Annotated in this window: 18 protein-coding genes; 10 read left to right on the forward strand and 8 right to left on the reverse strand. The window is 56.1% G+C overall.

Annotation, left to right across the window (positions count from 1 at the left end; genetic code table 11):
* Positions 1-49: 49 nt before the first annotated feature.
* Complete coding sequence (locus NR302_RS01475) at positions 50-1,621, reverse strand: AbgT family transporter (RefSeq protein ID WP_258144360.1); 1,572 nt, start codon at positions 1,619-1,621, stop codon at positions 50-52.
* A 242-nt stretch (positions 1,622-1,863) separates the two neighbouring features.
* On the opposite strand from NR302_RS01475, the gene gntR reads away from it, so the two are divergent.
* From gntR to gntU, 3 genes are all read left to right on the forward strand, one after another.
* Entirely contained in the window at positions 1,864-2,859 is a 996-nt protein-coding gene (gene gntR, locus NR302_RS01480; RefSeq protein ID WP_154194851.1) for a gluconate operon transcriptional repressor GntR, read from the forward strand.
* A 142-nt stretch (positions 2,860-3,001) separates the two neighbouring features.
* Entirely contained in the window at positions 3,002-3,538 is a 537-nt protein-coding gene (gene gntK / locus NR302_RS01485; RefSeq protein WP_008109916.1) for a gluconokinase, read from the forward strand.
* Between the two features lie 2 nt (positions 3,539-3,540).
* Positions 3,541-4,881 carry a gluconate transporter gene (gene gntU / locus NR302_RS01490; RefSeq protein ID WP_258144361.1) on the forward strand — a complete coding sequence of 447 codons (1,341 nt, stop codon included), beginning with the start codon at positions 3,541-3,543 and terminating at the stop codon, positions 4,879-4,881.
* Positions 4,882-4,966: 85 nt separating this feature from the next.
* Here the strand turns inward: gntU and NR302_RS01495 are convergent, their stop codons facing one another.
* The 6 genes from NR302_RS01495 to NR302_RS01520 form a co-directional block, all read right to left on the reverse strand.
* Complete coding sequence (locus NR302_RS01495; protein WP_008109921.1) at positions 4,967-6,592, reverse strand: Na/Pi cotransporter family protein; 1,626 nt, start codon at positions 6,590-6,592, stop codon at positions 4,967-4,969.
* 108 nt (positions 6,593-6,700) lie between these two features.
* Complete coding sequence (locus tag NR302_RS01500) at positions 6,701-7,693, reverse strand: ABC transporter ATP-binding protein (RefSeq protein ID WP_258144362.1); 993 nt, start codon at positions 7,691-7,693, stop codon at positions 6,701-6,703.
* Between the two features lie 2 nt (positions 7,694-7,695).
* A complete protein-coding gene (locus tag NR302_RS01505) occupies positions 7,696-8,481 on the reverse strand; it encodes an ABC transporter permease (RefSeq protein WP_179451819.1) in 786 nt (261 codons plus the stop codon).
* Between the two features lie 10 nt (positions 8,482-8,491).
* Positions 8,492-9,337: an ABC transporter permease subunit gene (locus NR302_RS01510; protein WP_154182474.1), complete on the reverse strand. Its 846-nt coding sequence runs from the start codon at positions 9,335-9,337 to the stop codon at positions 8,492-8,494.
* Positions 9,337-10,146: an alkaline phosphatase family protein gene (locus NR302_RS01515; protein ID WP_154154744.1), complete on the reverse strand. Its 810-nt coding sequence runs from the start codon at positions 10,144-10,146 to the stop codon at positions 9,337-9,339. Before NR302_RS01515 ends, NR302_RS01510 begins: the two co-directional genes overlap by 1 nt.
* A 10-nt stretch (positions 10,147-10,156) precedes the next feature.
* Positions 10,157-11,218, reverse strand: coding sequence for an ABC transporter substrate-binding protein (locus NR302_RS01520; RefSeq protein WP_008109931.1), 1,062 nt, complete (start codon positions 11,216-11,218; stop codon positions 10,157-10,159).
* Between the two features lie 224 nt (positions 11,219-11,442).
* Here NR302_RS01520 and NR302_RS01525 point away from each other — a divergent pair, with 224 nt between their 5' ends.
* From NR302_RS01525 to ubiA, 4 genes are all read left to right on the forward strand, one after another.
* A complete protein-coding gene (locus NR302_RS01525) occupies positions 11,443-12,141 on the forward strand; it encodes a UTRA domain-containing protein (RefSeq protein WP_008109933.1) in 699 nt (232 codons plus the stop codon).
* 69 nt (positions 12,142-12,210) lie between these two features.
* Positions 12,211-12,621: a phosphate-starvation-inducible protein PsiE gene (psiE, locus tag NR302_RS01530; RefSeq protein WP_008109934.1), complete on the forward strand. Its 411-nt coding sequence runs from the start codon at positions 12,211-12,213 to the stop codon at positions 12,619-12,621.
* A gap of 92 nt (positions 12,622-12,713) precedes the next feature.
* Complete coding sequence (gene ubiC / locus NR302_RS01535; RefSeq protein WP_061718382.1) at positions 12,714-13,232, forward strand: chorismate lyase; 519 nt, start codon at positions 12,714-12,716, stop codon at positions 13,230-13,232.
* Positions 13,233-13,238: 6 nt separating this feature from the next.
* Entirely contained in the window at positions 13,239-14,123 is an 885-nt protein-coding gene (ubiA, locus tag NR302_RS01540; RefSeq protein ID WP_008109936.1) for a 4-hydroxybenzoate octaprenyltransferase, read from the forward strand.
* A gap of 469 nt (positions 14,124-14,592) precedes the next feature.
* Here ubiA and plsB read toward each other — a convergent pair whose 3' ends face one another.
* Positions 14,593-17,016 carry a glycerol-3-phosphate 1-O-acyltransferase PlsB gene (gene plsB / locus NR302_RS01545; protein ID WP_258144363.1) on the reverse strand — a complete coding sequence of 808 codons (2,424 nt, stop codon included), beginning with the start codon at positions 17,014-17,016 and terminating at the stop codon, positions 14,593-14,595.
* Positions 17,017-17,143: 127 nt separating this feature from the next.
* Here plsB and NR302_RS01550 point away from each other — a divergent pair, with 127 nt between their 5' ends.
* The 3 genes from NR302_RS01550 (at position 17,144) to dinF (ending at position 19,692) form a co-directional block, all read left to right on the forward strand.
* The gene (locus tag NR302_RS01550) at positions 17,144-17,512 is read left to right on the forward strand and encodes a diacylglycerol kinase (protein ID WP_154182481.1); all 369 of its coding nucleotides are present in this window, start codon (positions 17,144-17,146) and stop codon (positions 17,510-17,512) included.
* 105 nt (positions 17,513-17,617) lie between these two features.
* Positions 17,618-18,232: a transcriptional repressor LexA gene (gene lexA, locus NR302_RS01555; RefSeq protein ID WP_008109941.1), complete on the forward strand. Its 615-nt coding sequence runs from the start codon at positions 17,618-17,620 to the stop codon at positions 18,230-18,232.
* Between the two features lie 137 nt (positions 18,233-18,369).
* Positions 18,370-19,692, forward strand: a complete 1,323-nt coding sequence (gene dinF / locus NR302_RS01560; RefSeq protein WP_258144364.1) for an MATE family efflux transporter DinF — start codon at positions 18,370-18,372, stop codon at positions 19,690-19,692.
* The last annotated feature ends 151 nt before the right edge of the window (positions 19,693-19,843 follow it).

Genomic DNA, 19,843 nt, shown 5'->3' on the forward strand with positions numbered 1-19,843 from the left:
CTTCCAAGTATTATTTAGCCAGCTCGGGTGCTGGCTTTTTTTTTGCCTTTTACAGGGTGTACCAGGTTGCTGCACCGGGCCCGACCGGCAGGTTGAAGACAAACACCCACAGTACAAACAGCAGCGTCCAGCCAATCATAAACACCACCGAATACGGCAACATCATCGCCACCAGCGTTCCGATGCCCATATCGCGACGATAGCGCGCCGCCACCGCCATAATCAGACCAAAGTAACTCATCATTGGCGTAATCACGTTGGTTACCGAATCACCAATGCGATAAGCCGCCTGAATCACTTCCGGCGCAAAGCCGACCAGCATTAACATCGGTACGAAAATCGGGGCGGTAACCGCCCATTGCGCCGAGGCGGAGCCAATCATCAGGTTGATAAAGCCGCAGATCATGATGAAGCAGACAAACAGCAGCGGCGCGCCCATATCCAGTGACGCCAGCAGCGTTGCACCTTTCACCGCCACCACGGTGCCGAAGTTGCTCCAGTTAAAGAACGCCACGAACTGTGCTGCAAAGAACACCAGCACGATGTACATGCCCATGCTGCTCATGCTGGCGGACATGGCATTGATCACGTCGCGATCGTTGCGCATATTGCCAATCATTCGGCCATACACCATGCCGGGAATGGCGAAGAAGACAAAGATAAACACCACAATGCCTTTCAGGAATGGCGAGCCCGCCAGCGTGCCGGTTTTTGGGTTGAGCAACACGCCATAGCCTGGAATCACGGTCAGAATCAGCAGCAGCGTAACGCCGAGTACCGCCCAACCCGCGCCTTTCAGCGCGCGACGTTCTTCTGCCGACAGCGCGCCCATATCGCCACGCACTGCCTCACCTTCGCTGTCCTGATACTTGCCCAGTTTGGGTTCGACGATGCTGTTGGTAATCCAGGTGCCAAGAATGGAAATAACGAAGGTACTGACAAACATGAAGTACCAGTTCACTTCCGGACCAACATGGTAGTTAGGATCGATAATCTGTGCGGCGCTTTGGGTAATGCCAGAAAGCAGCGGGTCAATGGTGCCGAGCAGTAAATTGGCGCTATAGCCACCGGAAACACCGGCAAACGCCGCCGCCAGGCCCGCTAATGGGTGACGGCCCAATGAGTGGAAAATCATCGCGGCTAACGGAATCAGCACCACATAGCCCAACTCAGAAGCGGTATTGGATACGATACCGGCGAAGACGATGGTGAAGGTGATGAGCTTTTTCGGTGCGTTAAACACCAGCGCGCGCATCGCCGCCGAGAGCAGCCCTGAATGCTCGGCAATCCCTACGCCGAGCAGGGCCACCAGCACGGTGCCGAGCGGCGCAAAGCCGGTGAAGTTGGTGACCAGATGGCTGACGATGCGTTGCAAACCATCGGCACTCATCAGGCTAACCACGTGAATCACACCATCCGGTGCACGGCCTGCCGCACCAACCGGGCGCGGATCGATCACGCTGACGCCGAATGCGGCGGCAATTGCGGAGGCGACGATGATGAATAATGCAAACAACGCGAAGAGCGTAATCGGATGCGGTAATAAGTTTCCTAGCCACTCAACGGTATTGAGAAAACGCTCAATCGGGCGTTTGGCTGGTGTAGAAGAATGGTCCGTCATAATGATCCTTGTTTTGTCATTTAGTCTAATGTGCAGGACTGCCGATGCTCTTTGTTCTCTTCCTGGTTAGCTACAAGACCATTCTCGGAAGTAACGAGAAGCCTGGTGCGCATGAATGTGCACCCTACAAAACCCCCGCCGTATAACCGTAAGGTCGCCATTAATGGCGACCGATTTCCCGCAAAACCTTAACCTGACAAAAAATGATAAACTCGGGTTATCTCTGATCTCAGGCGCATACGATGAAGAAGAAAAGACCGGTATTACAGGACGTTGCCGATCGCGTCGGCATCACAAAAATGACCGTCAGCCGCTACCTGCGCAACCCGGATCAGGTCTCGGTGGCGCTGCGCGATAAGATCGCCGTGGCGCTGGATGAGCTCGGTTACATCCCCAATCGCGCGCCCGATATGCTCTCTAACGCCACCAGCCGCGCTATCGGCGTGCTGCTACCTTCGCTGACTAACCAGGTTTTCGCCGACGTTTTGCGCGGGATCGAAGCCGTTACCGACGAAGCGGGTTATCAAACGCTGGTGGCGCACTTTGGCTATAACGCGCAGAAAGAGGAGTTGCAGCTGCGCTCGCTGCTCGGCTGGAACATCGATGGCGTGATCCTCACCGAACGCACCCATACGCCAGGCACGCTGCGCATGCTGGAAGTGGCGGGCATTCCGGTGATTGAGATGATGGATTCAGTAACGCCGTGCCTCGATATGGCGGTGGGCTTCGATAACGTCGAAGCCGCGCGCCAGATGACGCATGCTATTCTGAAAAAAGGCCATCGCCACACCGTCTATCTCGGCGCGCGCCTTGATGAACGTACCTTGCAGAAGCAGCAGGGCTACGAGAAGGCGATGCGCGAAGCGGGGCTCACGCCACACAGCGTGATGATGGAGGATGCGTCCTCGTTCAGCGCCGGCGCGCAACTGCTGTGCGAAGCGCAAAAGCGTTATCCCGAAACCGACAGCCTGTTTTGTACCAACGATGACCTGGCGGTGGGCGCGATGTTTGAGTGTCAGCGTCAGGGATTGCGCGTGCCGGAGCAGATGGCGATTGCCGGATTCCACGGCCACGACATCACGCAAGTGGTGAATCCGCGCCTCGCCACGGTGTTAACGCCGCGCGAGCGTATGGGACGCGAATCGGCAGCGATGCTGCTGGCGCGTATTGGCGGCGATCGCACGATGACACAACCGCTAGATGTTGGCTTTGAAATCTCCGAAGGTGACAGCATCTGATTTTGGCGATTTTTTGAGTCAGTTCACACTTTCGTGCTTTTCCGCCTGAGAAGGGTTGCCAGCCTTTCAGTGGGCTCTGACAATGGCAACTCGATTTGTTATCGGTAACATTGGGCAGAATTCACTGCCGGAGCGCAAAACAATGACTACGCCATCTCCATCGCACCACGTCTTTATCCTGATGGGCGTTTCCGGCAGCGGAAAATCTGCCGTCGCCAATCAGGTCTCTCATCAGTTAAACACTGCGTTCCTCGATGGGGATTTCCTCCATCCGCGCAGCAACATCATGAAAATGGCCGACGGTCATCCGCTGGACGACACAGATCGCCAGCCGTGGCTGCAGGCGCTGAATGATGCGGCATTTGCTATGCAGCGCACGCAGGAGATCTCCATCATCGTCTGTTCAGCGCTGAAAAAGTCCTATCGCGACATCCTGCGTCAGGGCAACGAGAACCTGAAATTTATCTATCTGCAGGGCGACTTCGAAACCATCGAATCCCGCCTGAAAGCGCGTAAAGGCCACTTCTTCAAACCGCAGATGCTGGTGACGCAGTTCGCCACGCTGCAGGAACCCGGCGCGGATGAGCCCGATGTACTGGTGGTTGATATCAATCATTCACTGGATGAGGTAGTTGCGGCCACGGTTGCGACCATTGAGGGTGCAATCAACAAGGGTTAGTCATGAGTACCGCAACGCTAGTGTTAACCGCAGCAGGCTCTGTCCTGCTGCTGCTGTTTTTGGTGATGAAAGCGCGTATGCACGCCTTTGTTGCCCTGATGTTAGTCTCTATTGGTGCCGGTCTGTTTTCTGGCATGCCGCTCGATAAAATCGCTGAAACCATGGAAAAAGGCATGGGCGGAACGCTCGGCTTTCTCGCCATTGTGGTGGCGTTGGGCGCGATGTTCGGCAAGATCCTGCATGAAACCGGCGCTGTTGATCAGATCGCCATCCGCATGTTGAAAACCTTTGGGGAAAGCCGTGCGCACTATGCGATGGGCGTTGCCGGGTTGATCTGTGCATTGCCGCTGTTCTTTGAAGTGGCGGTGGTGTTGCTGATCAGCATTGCGTTCGCCGTAGCGCGTCGCACTAAAGGCAATTTAGTGAAGCTGGTGATCCCGCTGTTTGCCGGCGTTGCGGCTTCTGCCGCGTTTCTGCTGCCGGGACCCGCACCGATGCTGCTGGCTGCGCAGATGCACGCCGATTTTGGCTGGATGATTCTGCTGGGCCTGTGCGCGGCGATTCCGGGCATGCTGATTGCCGGTCCGCTGTTTGGCAGCTTTATCGCGCGTCACGTTAGCTTTAGCGCGCCACCGGAAGATCATCAGCCGGAAGTGGAAGAGGGCAAACTGCCGTCGTTTGGCTTTAGCCTGGCGCTGATTCTGTTCCCGCTGCTGTTGGTGGGCCTGAAAACCATCGGTGCACGCTTCACCACGCCGGGCTCTAATCTGTATGAGTGGCTGGAGTTTATCGGCCATCCGTTCACCGCGATTCTGCTGGCCTGTCTGGTGGCGATTTATGGCCTGGCGTATCGTCAGGGCATGGATAAAGAGAAGGTGATGCAGGTGTGCGGCAGCGCGCTGCAACCGGCGGGCATTATTCTGCTGGTGATTGGTGCGGGCGGCGTGTTTAAGCAGGTGCTGGTGGATTCGGGCGTTGGCCCGGTGTTAGGACATGCGTTAACCGGCGCAGGCATGCCGATTGCTCTGGCGTGTTTCATCCTTTCTGGCGCAATTCGCGTGATTCAGGGTTCGGCCACCGTGGCGTGTTTAACTACCGTTGGTTTAGTGATGCCGGTGATTGAACCGCTCCACTACAGCGGCGCGCAGCTGGCTGCGCTGTCGATCTGTATCGGCGGCGGCTCGATCATTATCAGTCACGTGAATGATGCCGGTTTCTGGCTGTTTGGCCGCTTTACCGGCGCCACCGAAGCCGAAACGCTGAAGACATGGACGCTGATGGAAACCATTCTGGGCACCACCGGCGCGATTGTTGGCATGATTGCGTTTAGTTTGTTGTCGTGATGTAAAACCAGCGCAATAAATTGCGCCGCTACGGACCATTACGCGTATTTGTAGCGGCGCGATTTATCGCGCGATTCTGACCTTCTTAATCCTCTTCCCGCTCATCATCCGGCTGATCCAAAACCGTGTACGCCACGGCGCAGAACAGCGAATTCAAACGCTTCATATCGCCCAGCAATCCAAGATGCAGCGAGCTGGTTTCGATGCTTTGCACGTTCTGCAGATGCAAACGCTCAACATGCGCGTGCGAGAAACGGCGAATCAGGATGCGGAAGCGATGCTTGGAGCGGCGTAGGCGCTTAGCGCTGGTGACATCGTGCGACAGAAACACCGACAAACTCAGCCGCAGGTTATACAGCACCTGCTCCTGCAAGGTTTGCAACTCCTCTAATCCCTCCGCAGAGAAGGCACGGCGCGCGGTCAGCGACTTATCCGCCACGTCGGCACACATGCGTTCGATGATGTCGCCCGCCTGTTCCAGATTGAGCGCCATCTCAATGATCTCCGCCCAGCGGCGTGAATCATCCTCCGGCAAGTCCTCTTTTGGCATGCGCGCCAGATAGAGTTTGATCGCGGTGTAGAGCACATCAACATCATCATCCAGCCGCCGCACCGCGCGCTCTTCGCGCAGGTCGCCGTGCACCACTTTATTGAATGACTCAATCATCTGCTCGACCACATCGCCGATGCGCAGCGTCTCGCGTGAGGCATTAGCCAGCGCTAACGCGGGTGTATCGAGTGCGCTGCTGTCGAGGTGTTTGGGTTTCAGATGCGTTTCGTTTTCAGGATCATCGGCGATCATACGGCGGCACAGGCGCGCCATCGGATCGGCGAACGGCACCATGACTAAGCAGCGGATCAGGTTGTAAAACACGTGGAAGAAGATCACCAACTCTTCATCGTTGACCGGCATTTTATCCAGCACGTCGGCGACTACATTGACGAATGGCAAAATGGCGATACTGCCAATCAGCTTAAACAGCAGGCTGCCGAGCGCGACACGTTTGCCCGCCGCGTTAGAGCCGCTGGCGTTGATCATCGCCAGCAAACCGCTGCCGAGGTTGGCACCAATCACCAAACAGAGCGCCACTTTGAAGGAGATCACGCCGGTGGCGGTCAGCGTGGCGGTAATCAGTACCGCTGCGAGGCTGGAGTAGCTGATGATGGCGAACACCGCGCCAATCAGCGCATCGAGCATCACGTCGCCGGTCAGCGTTGAGAACAGCACCTGAACGCCCGCCGCCTGAGTGATCGGTTTGGCGGCCGCTACAATCAGCTGCAGCGCCAGCAGAATCAGTCCGAGCCCAATACTGGCGCGTCCCAGCTGCCCAACACGCGTTTGCTTGCGGCTGAGGAAAAACACCACGCCAAAGAAGATAAACAGCGGCGACAGCCATGACAGATCGAAGGTCAGGATACGCGCCATGATCGCGGTCCCGACATCCGCGCCCAATACCACTACCAGCGCGGGTGTAAGGCTTACCAGATTCTGGGCAACAAAGGAGGTAACCAGCAGCGTGGTGGCGTTACTGCTCTGCACCAGCGCCGTGACGCCAATGCCGGCAAGAAACGCCATCGGTTTTTTTTCGACGCTGCGGCTAAGTACGCGACGCAGATCGGCACCGTAAACGCGCATGATGCCGGTTCGCACAATGTGTGTGCCCCACACCAGCAGCGCAACGGCAGAGAGAAGATTAAGCAGAGTTAACACGTATAGAGGCTCCTCATCCGTCAGGCTCAAACAGCACCGATTGCCAGCCTGACGGTGAGCACAACCGGTAAAACCTTCGCCGCGTTGTGTCGCCTTTTTTCGTTTAAATTAAGCAACCTGGCGCAACGTCGACATCTCTAACTGTAGCCCAATCTGCATGCCAGCGGGATGCAAATCTGCCACGCTGCGGTTGAGTACATCAACTGAGAGCTCCACGTTTTGCGCGCGCACCCGATAGCGAATCACGTTACCAAGCAAGCTGTGGCTGAGGATGGTGGCGGGAATGCCAGCCTGCGGCGCGCATAGCTGGATCGACTCGGGGCGAATCGCTACCTGGCCACTGAAAGCCTGTCCGGTCAGCTGCGTTGCCTGTTCCGCGCTCAGCAGGTTGTAGTTGCCAATAAAGCCAGCAGCAAACAGATCGGCCGGTTGGGTATAGAGCATTTCCGCGTTGCCGTTCTGCACGATCTTGCCCCGGTTCATCAACACGATGCGATCGGACATGGTCAGCGCCTCTTCCTGATCGTGGGTGACAAACAGGGTGGTAAGTTTCAGCTCGCGCTGAATATTGCGGATTTGCTCGCGCAGATGGCGACGAATGCGCGCATCCAGCGCCGACAGCGGCTCATCCAGCAGCAGCAAGCGTGGACGCGTCACCAGCGAACGCGCCAGCGCCACGCGCTGACACTGTCCGCCAGAGAGCTGATGCGGATAACGCCGCGCGAACTCGGTGAGTTCCACCAGCGCCAGCACCTCCATCACGCGTTTTTGAATCTCGCCGCTCGCCAGTTTCTGCATCTTCAGGCCAAACGCCACGTTCTTCTCAACCGTCATATTGGGGAACAGCGCGTAACTCTGAAACACCATGCCGATAGTGCGCTTCTGCGGCGGCAGCGGCACGATATCCTGACCTTGCAGCAATACTTTGCCGGTATCGACTTCGGTCAATCCGGCGATGCAGCGCAGCAGCGTGGATTTGCCGCAGCCGCTGGGGCCGAGCAGCGTGACAAATTCGCCTTCTTCGGCGCTGAAATCGATGTTTTCAAAAATAGCGGTTGGGCCGTAGCTTTTATTCAGCTGGGTGACGCTCAAATAACTCATGGTCAGCCTCGTTCAGGATTGAGGGCATTCGCCAGCCAGGTGACCAGCAGGACGACGGCAAAATAGGAGATCACCAGCGCGCTGGTGAAGTGGCCGCTGCCGTTGCGCATGTTAAACAGATAAACCTGCAAGGTTTCATAGCGGGTACCGACCAGCATATTGGCGAAGACAAACTCGCCAATCAGAAAGGAGAAGGAGAGCAGCACCGCGATAAACACGCCTTTGCGCAGGTTCGGCAGCACTACAAACAGCGCTGCTTGCCAAGTGCTGGCGCCGAGCAGCTGAGCGGCATCAATCAGCTCTTTCAAATTGATGGCCTGCATATTGTTGGAGATGGCGCGATAGATAAACGGCAAGGCGATAGTGAAGTAGCAGCCGATCAAAATCCAGGGTGTGCCGGTCAGCATTAGCGGCGACGACGAATAGAGCTGCAGCAGGCCGACCGACGAAACTACCGGCGGCACGGCGAATGGCATCAGGATCAGCACGTTCATCACCGCATCCAGTTTCGGATAGTAGTAAGCGATCACAAACATGGCAGGCAGCACCAGCACCAGCGAGAACAGCAGCGCACCGAAGCAAACCAGCAGAGAATGGCCAAGTGCGGTTAGGAAACGTGGATCGCTCCATAGCGCTGTGAGCCACTTCAGTGTAAAGCCCTGCGGCAGGATGGTATCGCTCCAGCTGGTGGAGATGCCGTACAGCAGCGTCGCCAGCAGCGGCGCGGCTAAAATACACAGCAAAAGCCAGACAATCAGGCGATGGTAAATTTTTTCCGCGCGCGACAAGGTTGGCTCCTCAGGAAGGTTTGGCGTTGAGATAGCTGCGGCGCACCAGATACTGCTGCACCACGGTAATCAGCGCCATAATCAACACCAGCAGCATCGCCAGCGCGCCGCCAGTATTGGGGTCAAGTGAGATATCGCCAGATACCAGCGCAGCAATGCGCACCGGCACCACGTTAAAGTTGCCGGTGGTGAGCGCGTAAATGGTGGCGTACGCGCCGAGCGCGTTCGCCAGCAAAATCACGAAGGTTCCGAGCAGCGCCGGGAACAGAATCGGCAAACCGATGTGCCACCAATAGCGCCAGCGGCCTGCACCCAGCAGCGCGGCGGACTCTTGCCAATCCTGACGCAGGCCATCAAACGCCGGATAGAGCAGCAAAATGCCGAGCGGGATTTGGAACCAGGTGTAAACCAGCACCATGCCGTCACGCGAGAACAGTTTGAAGCCTTCCAGCACGCCGTAATGGCGCAGCAGCAGCGTCAGACAACCGTTCAAACCGAGCAGAATGACAAAGGCAAACGCCAGCGGCACGCCGGCGAAGTTGCTGGTCATGTTGGTAAATGACATCAAAAAGCGCTGAAAACGGCCGCTTCCAAGGCGATGCAGCGAATATCCGGCAACCAGCGAGATCAGCAGGCCGTAGATGCTCGACCAGATGGATATATCCAGCGACAGGCGAAATGCCTGCAAATAGAACGGCGAGGTGAGGATGTCGCTGTAATTATCGAAGCCCCAGCGCTCATTCATGTCGCTCCAGAAGCTGTTGATGGCAATCCACAACAGCGGCGCGAGCTGGAATGCCACCCAAAACAGCGCAAACGGCAGCAGCAATAGCGCAGCGAGCGTTTTGCCCTTCATTACTGCGGCTCCGCCAGTAACGCATGACAAACCGGTTTGTCATGTTCGACGCCGAGCAAGGTGCACACGATGCCGCACAGTTCGGTTTGCTGCGGCTGGAGATCCGGCTGCAGAGAGAAGCCTTTGCCAAACACGAACAGCGGCACCTGCGTCTCTTCCGGCAAAATGCCGCCGTGCGAGCGGTCATCGTTCATGCCATGATCGGCGGTAACAATCACCTGATATCCGGCCGCCAGCCAGCCCGGCATCCATTGCGACAGGTAACCATCTGCCATGCGCGCGCGGTTGCGATACTGCGGCGATGACAAGCTGTGCTTGTGTCCGGCATCGTCAATGTTCATCGGGTGAATCAGCAGGAAGTCAGGATCGTGCCGCAAACGCAGGCTTTCTGCGTCTTCGAACAGGTGGGAATCCGGATAACCGTCATCCCAGTAAAAGTGGCCATACTGAATCGGCAGATCGGGCGCGACCGTGTGGCGGTCGCGCGCCGCGTTGAACGGGGATTGGTTGTAGAGCTCACTCACCCAGTGATAGGCGGCCGCAGCGGTGGTGAGACCGGCGGCACGCGCGTAATGGAAGATGCTGCGCTGATTACTCAAGCGGCTGACGCCGTTATGAATAATGCCGCTGCGCACCGGTGGAATGCCGGTGAGAATGCATTCGTACAGCGGGCGCGACAGCGAAGGCAGTTCGCAGGTCAGCGTGTAATATTGGCCGTTGCCCTGCGCGCATTCGGCAAACAGATAGCCCATTGCGTGTTGCGCCACCTGATTACTCAGCCCATCCAACACCACCAGGATCGTTTTCATCCCTCGCTCCTTACTGCTTCATGTTGATGATGACGTTCTCTTGCCACAGACGCGGCAGCATTTTCGAGGTTTTATCCCACGCAGCCTGGTCTTTGATTGGACGAGCATTTTTATACTCAGACTGCGGCAGCAGCTTGGCCTGCACGTCGGCTGGCAGTTTCAGGTGCTCGGCACGAATCGGACGCGCATAGCCTTTCGCCAGGTTGATCTGACCTTCATCAGACAAGATGTATTCACGCGCCAGCTTGGCGGCGTTCGGATGTTTGGCGTATTTGTTGATAATGGTGCTGTAGCCAGACGTCACGGAACCATCAGATGGAATCACCACTTCGTAACGGTTTTTGTCGATCTGATCGCGGTAGTTCAGGCCGTTAAAGTCCCACACTACAGCCACCTGAATTTCGCCTTTCTCAATGTTGGCAATCACCGGATCGGTCACGCCAAGGCGGCCTTCTTTCGCCAGATCGCCGAAGAAGCTCAACGCCGGTTTCACATTCTTCTCGTCACCGCCCAACGCGTAGCTGGCCGCTAACACGCCGTTCGCTGCTTGAGCCGCAGTGCCGACGTCACCGATAGTGACCACATACTTACCTTTCTTCAGATCGGCCCAGCTATGCGGCACATCTTTAACCTGCTGCTTATCCACCAGGAACGCGATGGTGCCGGTATAAGCCAGCATCCAGTTGCCATCCTGATCTTTTGCCCAGCTAGGGATTTGATCCCAATGCGTTGGTTTATAGGGTTGCGCCACGCCTTTAGCCACGGCAATCGGACCGAAAGCCGCGCCCACATCACCGATATCGGCGCTGGCGTTCTCTTTCTCTGCATCAAATTTTGCCAGTTCCTGCGCCGAAGACATGTCGGTGTCGCTGTGCTTCAGACCATATTTGCTGTTGAGGTCACTCCAGGTATCTTTCCAGTTGGCCCAGCTATCTGGCATGCCGACGCTGTTAACCTGGCCTTCGGCGCGCGCGGCTTTTTCTAACGCGGCGAGGTCATTATCTGCGGCTTGCGCGGCAGGCAGCGCAAGCAGTACGGCACTGGCTACTACAGAGGCGATAAACGCTTTCATCTCGATTGCTCCCGGTATATGTTGTGGGACTTCTTGGTCTAGTCCAGCAAGAACCGAGCCAATGTAGCCCGAGTAGATGAAGGTTTTATGACCATGGTGGTGAAATGTGGTGTGGCGCGACGATCCACATGCGGTTACAGCGCGCTAAAGCGTGGGTTGTACTCTGTCACATTGTAGTCATCGAACTGTCATAGTGCAGATTTGCCCCAAAATGAGGCTGAAAAATGTTGTCGAAAACGGCGGATGTGATTGCGGCAGGGCTGCGGGAACGCATTGAAAACGGTGAATTTGCCAGCGGTCGTTTGCCTGCCGAACGCAGCTTAAGCGAACAATATTCCACCACGCGCATCACGCTGCGTGAGGCGCTGGGTTTGCTGGAAGCGCAGGGTATTATCTACCGGGAATTGCGTCGCGGCTGGTTTCTCGCACCGCCGCGGCTGGTCTATAACCCGTCACATCACAGCCATTTTCATGCCATGGCCGCTGAGCAAGGGCGCATTGCCAGCACCGAAGTGCTGGAGGCGCGGGAAGTACCGGCACAACTGGCGATCGCGCGTCATCTGCAACTGCTTGAAGGCGATAAGGTTTACCGCATTCGCCGCCTGCGTCGTATTGACGGTCGCGCCGTGTTGTATGTCGAGCATTACCTCAATCCCGCTTTTTTTCCGGGATTGCTGGACGAAGACCTGACGCGTTCACTGACCGATCTGTATGACCAGCGCTATGGCATTCGCTACGGCGGCGCGCGTTTTACCATTTTGCCGGGACCGCTGCCGGTGCGTGCCGCGCCCGCGCTCAACGTGGCGAGCGGTACGCCTGGCTTGTTGATTACCCGCATCAACCGCGATCAGCATAAGCGCGTGATTGATTGCGACTGTGAGTTCTGGCGCTACGACGCGCTGTGCGTGGATGTCGAAGTATAAATATTGTGATTTTGATCACACTACAGCATGATAGCGCCAGTGAGTAATTGAGAGCGAGAGGCGCAAAAAATGACAATAAAAACAGGGGTTGGGCAGTACATTTCCCTGGCACTGCAGTGGGTGCTGAATATTGGTTTGATCATCCTGGCCATTATTCTGGTGGTGTTTCTCGGTAAAGAAACCATCCATCTGGCCAATGTGCTGTTTAGCACTGGCGAGCAGACGTCGTCCTATCTGCTGATTGAAGGCATCGTTATCTATTTCCTCTACTTCGAATTTATCGCCTTGATTGTGAAGTACTTTCAGTCTGGCTATCACTTCCCGCTGCGCTACTTCATCTATATCGGCATCACGGCGATTATTCGCCTGATCATCGTCGACCATAAAAATCCGTTTGATACGCTCTACTATTCAGCGGCGATTTTGATTCTGGTGGTGACGCTGTGGCTGGCCAACAGTAACCGCCTGAAGCGCGAGTAATAAATCCTGTTTTTAGCGCGTGGCACAACCAGCAGTGCCACGCATTCTCCTCTGCGTTAAACTAGGGCAACTTTTTTTCCGGAGATGTCCTGATGTCGCATGACGCGCTGCGCCAGTTACGCGCATTGCACTGGCTGCCAGCCTCTTCCCCGCAGCTTTCTGCCCCGCTACTTGACTGGTTAATGGAAGAAGACTCCATGACGCGCCGCTTCGAGCAGCATTGTCAGCAAGTGACCGTAGAACTGATCCGCGAAGCGTTTATTGGCGCCGATGAGATAACGGATGAGGCGGAGTTTCTGCCCGCCGATCAGCGCTTTTGGCTGCGCGAAATAGTGCTGTGCGGTGATGGTGAACCCTGGCTGATTGGCCGCACGGTGGTGCCAGAAAGCACGCTGAATGGCCCCGAGCAGATGTTGCAACAGCTCGGTACGCGCCCGCTTGGCCGCTATTTGTTCTCATCATCTACTCTGAGCCGCGATTTTATCGATCCTGGTCAGGTTGGCGAGTTATGGGGACGCCGTTCTCGCCTGCGCTTGTCGGGCAAACCGCTACTGTTAACTGAACTGTTTTTACCGGCGTCGCCGCTCTATCGCGCGCTGGATCAAGGATAAACCACTGTGCAAAACACCTTACCCATGACCAAATGGCAGGCTTACTGCCGCCTGATGCGTATCGATAAACCCATCGGCACCGTGCTACTGCTGTGGCCAACTCTGTGGGCATTGTGGCTCTCCGGCATGGCGATTCCACCGCTGCCGGTGCTGCTGGTGTTTGTGCTCGGCGTTATCGTGATGCGTGCTGCAGGCTGCGTCATCAATGACTACGCTGACCGCAAAATCGATGGTCACGTTAAGCGCACGGCGTCACGTCCGCTGGCCAGCGGCGCGGTATCTGAGAAAGAGGCCAAGCTGCTGTTCGCCGGTCTCGGCTTGCTGGCGTTTATGCTGGTGCTGACCATGAACACCATGACCATTTTGCTATCATTTGGCGGCCTGGCGCTGGCGTGGGTTTATCCGTTTATGAAGCGCTACACGCATCTGCCGCAGGTGGTGCTCGGCGCGGCATTTGGCTGGGCGATTCCGATGGGATGGGCGGCAGTTAGTGAGTCCTTACCTTTGGTCTGCTGGTTGGTGTTCCTGGCGAATATCTGCTGGACGGTGGCCTACGACACGCAGTACGCGATGGTTGATCGTGATGACGATTTAAAGATTGGCGTAAAATCGACAGCGATTCTGTTTGGTCGTTACGACAAACTGATTATCGGTTTACTGCAGCTGGCTACGCTTGGCCTGATGGCGCTGGTGGGCATGATGCTCAATCTGAATGGCGCATTTTACTGGTCGCTGCTGCTGGCTGCTGGTTTGTTTGTGCATCAGCAGAAGCTGATTGCCCAGCGCGAGCGCGATCCCTGCTTCCAGGCGTTTCTGAATAACAATTATGTGGGTATGGTGCTGTTTCTCGGCATTCTGCTCAGCACCGTGCCGTTCGCGGATTTGCTGTAAACAAAAATGGCGCACCGAGGCGCAATACTGTTCAGTTAAGCGCAGAGCGACTTTCGTTCGCCATGTGCTGAGGCAGTTGCAGTAACTTCGTGCGGCGACCGAGCAGAGAGCGCCTGGCCGCGCCCTCTGCACTCCCGGGCCTTGCGCCAGCCCAGCTCGCCGCTGCGCGGTGCCTTCACTCGTTCACGATTCCTGACGGACCGGTGGCGATTCGCTCCTGCTCAGCGCCACCTCTCGCCGCATCCATGCGGCTCGCCCTGGAATCCCTCACTCGTTCAGCGAGTTGGGATGTCGCCTCAACACCCGCGCTGCACCATCAAGGCATAATTTTGACTCGCCATCGCTACAAGTCTCGTAGGGTCGCCATTCATGGCGACCAGAATTAGTCATCAGGCAGGAGGGATCGTGGGAGAATAGCGAGGACTTAGCGGGCGCACCGAAGTGCGCCTTTGTGTTTTCATGTCGCCTACTAATCGTGGGTGACCGCACTCTCAATCGTCAGACGGACATCGCTGGTTACCAGCTCCGCCAGCATCTGCCACATCATATGGCTGCGTTCCGCATCGGCATCGCCTTTGTCACTGATATAACCTTCATCACGCAGCGTAAGTACCAGCGCAGTGAACACCGCTTTATCAAAGAACTCTGGCGCGTTGATGCCGTGCAGCACAGAAAGACGCTGAGCCAGCGTGCGGCTCTCTTTCTCCAGCGTGCCACGGTTGATGGCCGGTTTCGCGCTGAGGATAGCGAAGGTAATCGCGAAGCGCTGTAGCGTCTCACGAATACCCGCCGCCAACAGTTGCAGCGAACGGTGACGTGCTGGCGTCATTTTCAGCTGACCATCCTGCAACGTAATCAGCCCCTGACGTGCCATCTCTGAACAGAGTGCGTTGAGCAGCGCAGGTAATTCCGCCTTGTCCCAGCGCAGGAACAGTTCGCTCTTCAGCATCGGATACACCAGGCTAACCTGGCGCAGCAGCTCAGCTTCGCTAATTTCACGGTGTTGCTGCACGATGGCGGCAATCAGCGACGGCATCACCAACATGTGATGGATGTTGTTGCGATAGTAGGTCATCAGCACCGCCTGCTCGCGCGGCAAAATGATGATGTCGCCAATACTGTCTTGCTCGGTCTCGAACTTGTTCATGCCCATCGCGTGATCAAGCAGCGCTTCGGCGCTCATATCGGGCACCGTGGCTTCCGGCGAATATGGCACGTTGCGTAGGAGTTGCGTATAGCACTCTAACTGCTCAATCAGCTGTTCGCGGGTCAGTGAACGTTGACGTGACGCCAGCAGCGCAGTCACGCACAGGTTCATGGCGTTTGCTGCACCGGCTTCGTTAATGCGCACCATCAGCTTAGCCGCAATGTCATTCACGGCCGGCGTCATCCACGCAGGACGTTGCGGTTCGATAGGATCAATCGCATCGCGCCATTCCGGCACGTTTTTGTTCAGGTAGTTCATCAACGGCAGCGGTTCGCCGAAGTTAACGTAGCCCTGACCCAGATTGCGCAGCTTACGCAAGCCGCGCACCATCTGCAGGAAGCTCTCTTTCTCTTTGGCAGCGCCACGCAGCTCTTTGGCGTACGTGCCCACTTCCATCACGTGCTCGTAGCCGATGTAAATCGGCACGAAGGTGATCGGGCGACTGCCGCCACGCAGCATCGCCTGCAGCGTCATCGACAGGGTGCCGGTTTTCGGGTCCAGCAAACGGCCAGTACGCGAACGTCCGCCTTCCACAAAGTATTCAACGGAGTAACCACGGCTAAATAGCTCGCCGAGATATTCACGGAACACGGTGGAGTAGAGTTTGTTGCCCTTAAAGGTGCGACGAATAAAGAACGCGCCCAAGCGACGGAAAATCGGGCCGGCAGGCCAGAAGTTCAGGTTGATACCCGCAGCAATGTGCGGTGGCACCAGGCCTTGATGATAAAGCACGTAGGAGAGCAGCAGATAATCCATGTGGCTGCGGTGGCAAGGCACATAGACAATCTCATGGCCATCCTGCGCCAGCTGACGCACGCGCTCACCGCCATGCACGTTGATGCCCTGATACAGGCGGCTCCACAGCCAGCCCATCACGCGGTCAGTGACTTTAATCGCTTCGTAAGAGAAGTTGGCCGCCACTTCTTCCATCATTTCGATGGCGTTCTGCTGGGCTTTCTCATGCGAAATCTTTTTGCTGCGCGCTTCATCTTCTACCGCTTTTTCAATCGCTTTGGACTGTAAAAGCTTGTTGAAGAGATCCTGACGTGCAGGCAGACGCGGGCCGACCGCAGCCAGACGTTGGCGAGCAAAGTGAATACGCGCCACGCGAGCCAGCTTCTGTGCAATCGACTTATCGGTACCGTGTTCGGTCGCCATCTGGCGTAGCGAAACGGTTTGCGAGAAGCGGACAAAGCTGTCGCGGCCGTGCCACAAAATGGCGAAGAACTTCTGCACACCATTCAGCACGCGCAGATGCGGCGTGGATTCACCGGATGTTTCACGTCCCGGCGCGCGACCAAACATCACCGCGACCGGCAGCATTTGCACGTCGAGTTGCGGGTTACTGCGGTGCAAATCCAGATAATCGTGGAACAGCTTCACCGATTCGGGATTGGCCACGAAATAGGGAATCACGCGAGGACCATCGTGAATAAACACGTGGCGCGGCAGCAGGGTGCCATCGATCTCCAGCGGAGCCAGCGGATCGGGCAGATCATGTTTCAGGCATTGAGCACGCAGCGTGAGCAAGTCAGCCTTTGAATCATAAGGCAAAACATACATCACCGGACGTGTCGGATCGATCCCGTGTTCAGAGACGGGATCGGTCGGAATGACCTTACTTTTTACCAAAATAGAGAGTGGTAAATTCAATAATTTGTAATAGAGTTTACGCCAACCTGACATAGACAACTTTAAGCCTCTTGTTAGCAAAGCGCGGCAAGCATACCAGAAAGCGCAGCGAAGGTCTGTGGCTCTGCCGCCTCATACTGCCCACACATTGACGTCAAAATAGATCAAGGGTTCCATAGACATGGCAAATAACGTCACCGGTTTAGTAAGAATAGTGAAAGCAGCCGGTTATTCCTGGCAGGGCCTGCGTGCCGCATGGCAGCACGAAGCCGCATTTCGGCAGGAAGCTGTCGCCGCGCTGGTGGCAATTCTCGTGGCCTGCTGGCTGGATGTAGATACCCTTTCCCGCATCTTGATGATTGGCTCGGTAGTGTTGGTTATCATCGTTGAGATCCTTAATAGCGCTATCGAGGCGGTGGTCGACCGCATCGGGCAGGAACAACATCCGCTCGCGGGCCGCGCCAAAGATATGGGATCGGCTGCCGTATTGCTGACTATCTTACTGGCTCTGTTCGTCTGGATCGCGCTGCTCTGGACGCATTTGAGATAGGGATTCCAGATTCATCAAACCGCTGATTTTTCCCTCTGTTACGGTTTTCATTTCGCGAATACCTGTATATACTCACAGCGACTGTATAAACAACCAGGGGGCGGGATGAAAGCGTTAACTGCACGGCAGCAACAGGTCTATGACCTGATTCGCGACCATATTAACCAGACGGGCATGCCGCCAACGCGTGCGGAAATTGCTGCGCAACTGGGTTTTCGCTCGCCCAATGCTGCTGAAGAGCATCTGAAAGCGCTGGCGCGTAAAGGCGTAATTGAAATTGTTTCCGGCGCATCGCGCGGGATTCGTTTGCTAATGGAAGAAGAACCGAGCGAAGGGCTGCCGCTGATTGGCCGCGTCGCTGCCGGTGAACCCCTGCTGGCGCAGGAACATATTGAAGCCCACTATCAGGTGGATGCTAATCTGTTCAAACCAAGTGCCGATTTCCTGCTGCGTGTAAGCGGTATGTCGATGAAAGATATCGGCATTATGGATGGCGATCTGTTAGCGGTGCATAAAACGCAGGAAGTGCGTAACGGCCAGGTTGTCGTGGCGCGCATTGATGATGAAGTCACTGTGAAACGCTGGAAAAAGCAGGGCGCGATTGTTCATCTGCTGCCGGAAAACACCGATTTCCAACCGATTGTTGTTGATACCCGTGAGCAGTCACTAACTGTTGAAGGTTTAGCTGTCGGGATTGTACGCAACGGCGAGTGGCTCTGATCAGTTTCTGATCCTCCCCAACTGCGGCGGTGTGAATTTTGCGCTGACCGCAGTCTGCTGTTTTACTTCTCTGTGACTCTTTCTGCGGCTCACGCTGGCGCCATTACGCTGATTACCGCACACAACGGAATGGGCTGATGCAGCTGTTTTCCTCTTCAGATAAAACACTCTGGCGGCTAGCGCTGCCGATGATCCTGTCAAATATCACCGTCCCGTTACTGGGCGTGGTGGATACCGCTGTTATTGGCCATCTCGATAGCCCGATTTATCTCGGTGGCGTTGCCGTGGGTACAACGGCAACCAGCTTCATCTTTATGCTTCTGCTGTTCCTGCGCATGAGCACCACCGGATTGACCGCTCAGGCATTTGGTGCCAATGACAAAACCGCGCTGGCGCGCGCCTTAACGCAACCGCTACTGATTGCGCTGGTTTTTGGCGTGCTGTTTATGGTGCTGCGAACGCCGGTAAGCAGCCTGGCGGCAGCCTTGATGGGCGGCAGCCCGGAAGTGCAGCAGCAGGCGAAAATCTTTATTGAGATTCGCTGGCTGAGTGCGCCCGCAACCTTAGCCAATTTGGTGATTCTTGGCTGGCTGCTGGGCGTGCAGTATGCGCGGGCACCGATGGTGTTACTGATCATCGGCAATCTGGTGAATATCCTGCTTGATCTGCTGTTCGTCCTCAAACTGCATTGGGGTGTGGCTGGCGCGGCGGCGGCTACCGCGCTGGCAGAATATGTCACGCTGGGCGTGGGTTTGTGGATGGTAGCGCGCGTGCTGAAAATGCGCGGTATCCACTTTACTCTGCTTAAAAGTAGCTGGCGCGGCGATGCGGCGCGGCTATTCCGCCTCAATCGCGACATTATGCTGCGTTCTTTAATGCTACAAATCTGCTTCGCGTCGCTCACTATCCTTGGCGCACGAATTGGCCCGGATGTGGTGGCGGTCAATGCGGTGCTGTTGATGTTCCTCACTTTTACCGCATACGCGCTGGATGGTTTTGCCTACGCGGTTGAAGCCTGTTCAGGTGAAGCTGTTGGGGCCAAAGATCGCAGTCGGCTGTTGCTGGTTTGGCATGCGGCTTGTCGTCAGGCTTGCTTTGTTGCAGCGATCTTTGCGCTGATTTATGCATTCACCGGTCCGCAGATTGTGGCGATGCTGACGTCACTGGAAGCGCTACGAGAGATGGCCGACAGATATCTGATTTGGCAGGTGATTCTGCCGCTGGTTGGCGTGTGGTGTTATCTGCTGGATGGGATGTTTATCGGCGCGACGCGCGGTCGTGAGATGCGTAACAGCATGGTGATGGCGGCAATCGGCTACGGTGTATCGCTGCTCACATTGCCGTGGCTCGGCAATCACGGTTTATGGCTGGCAGTGACGGTGTTCCTGGCGCTACGCGGACTGACGCTGTGGCTGATCTGGCGCGGTCACTGGCAACGTGATAGCTGGTTCAACGCCTGAATAAGCGAAGCGTAACCTACAGATTAATCTGTAATTCTCTGCAAACTGCGAAACGGCCACTACAATTACCTTATACGGCGCACATGAGTAGCGCGTTGTGTGGGTATATCGCCATATAGATAGGTGATGTATCTATCTCACTCAGGATGAA

This window comes from Pantoea sp. SOD02 (assembly GCF_024707505.1).
In the GTDB taxonomy this organism is placed as follows: domain Bacteria; phylum Pseudomonadota; class Gammaproteobacteria; order Enterobacterales; family Enterobacteriaceae; genus Pantoea; species Pantoea symbiotica.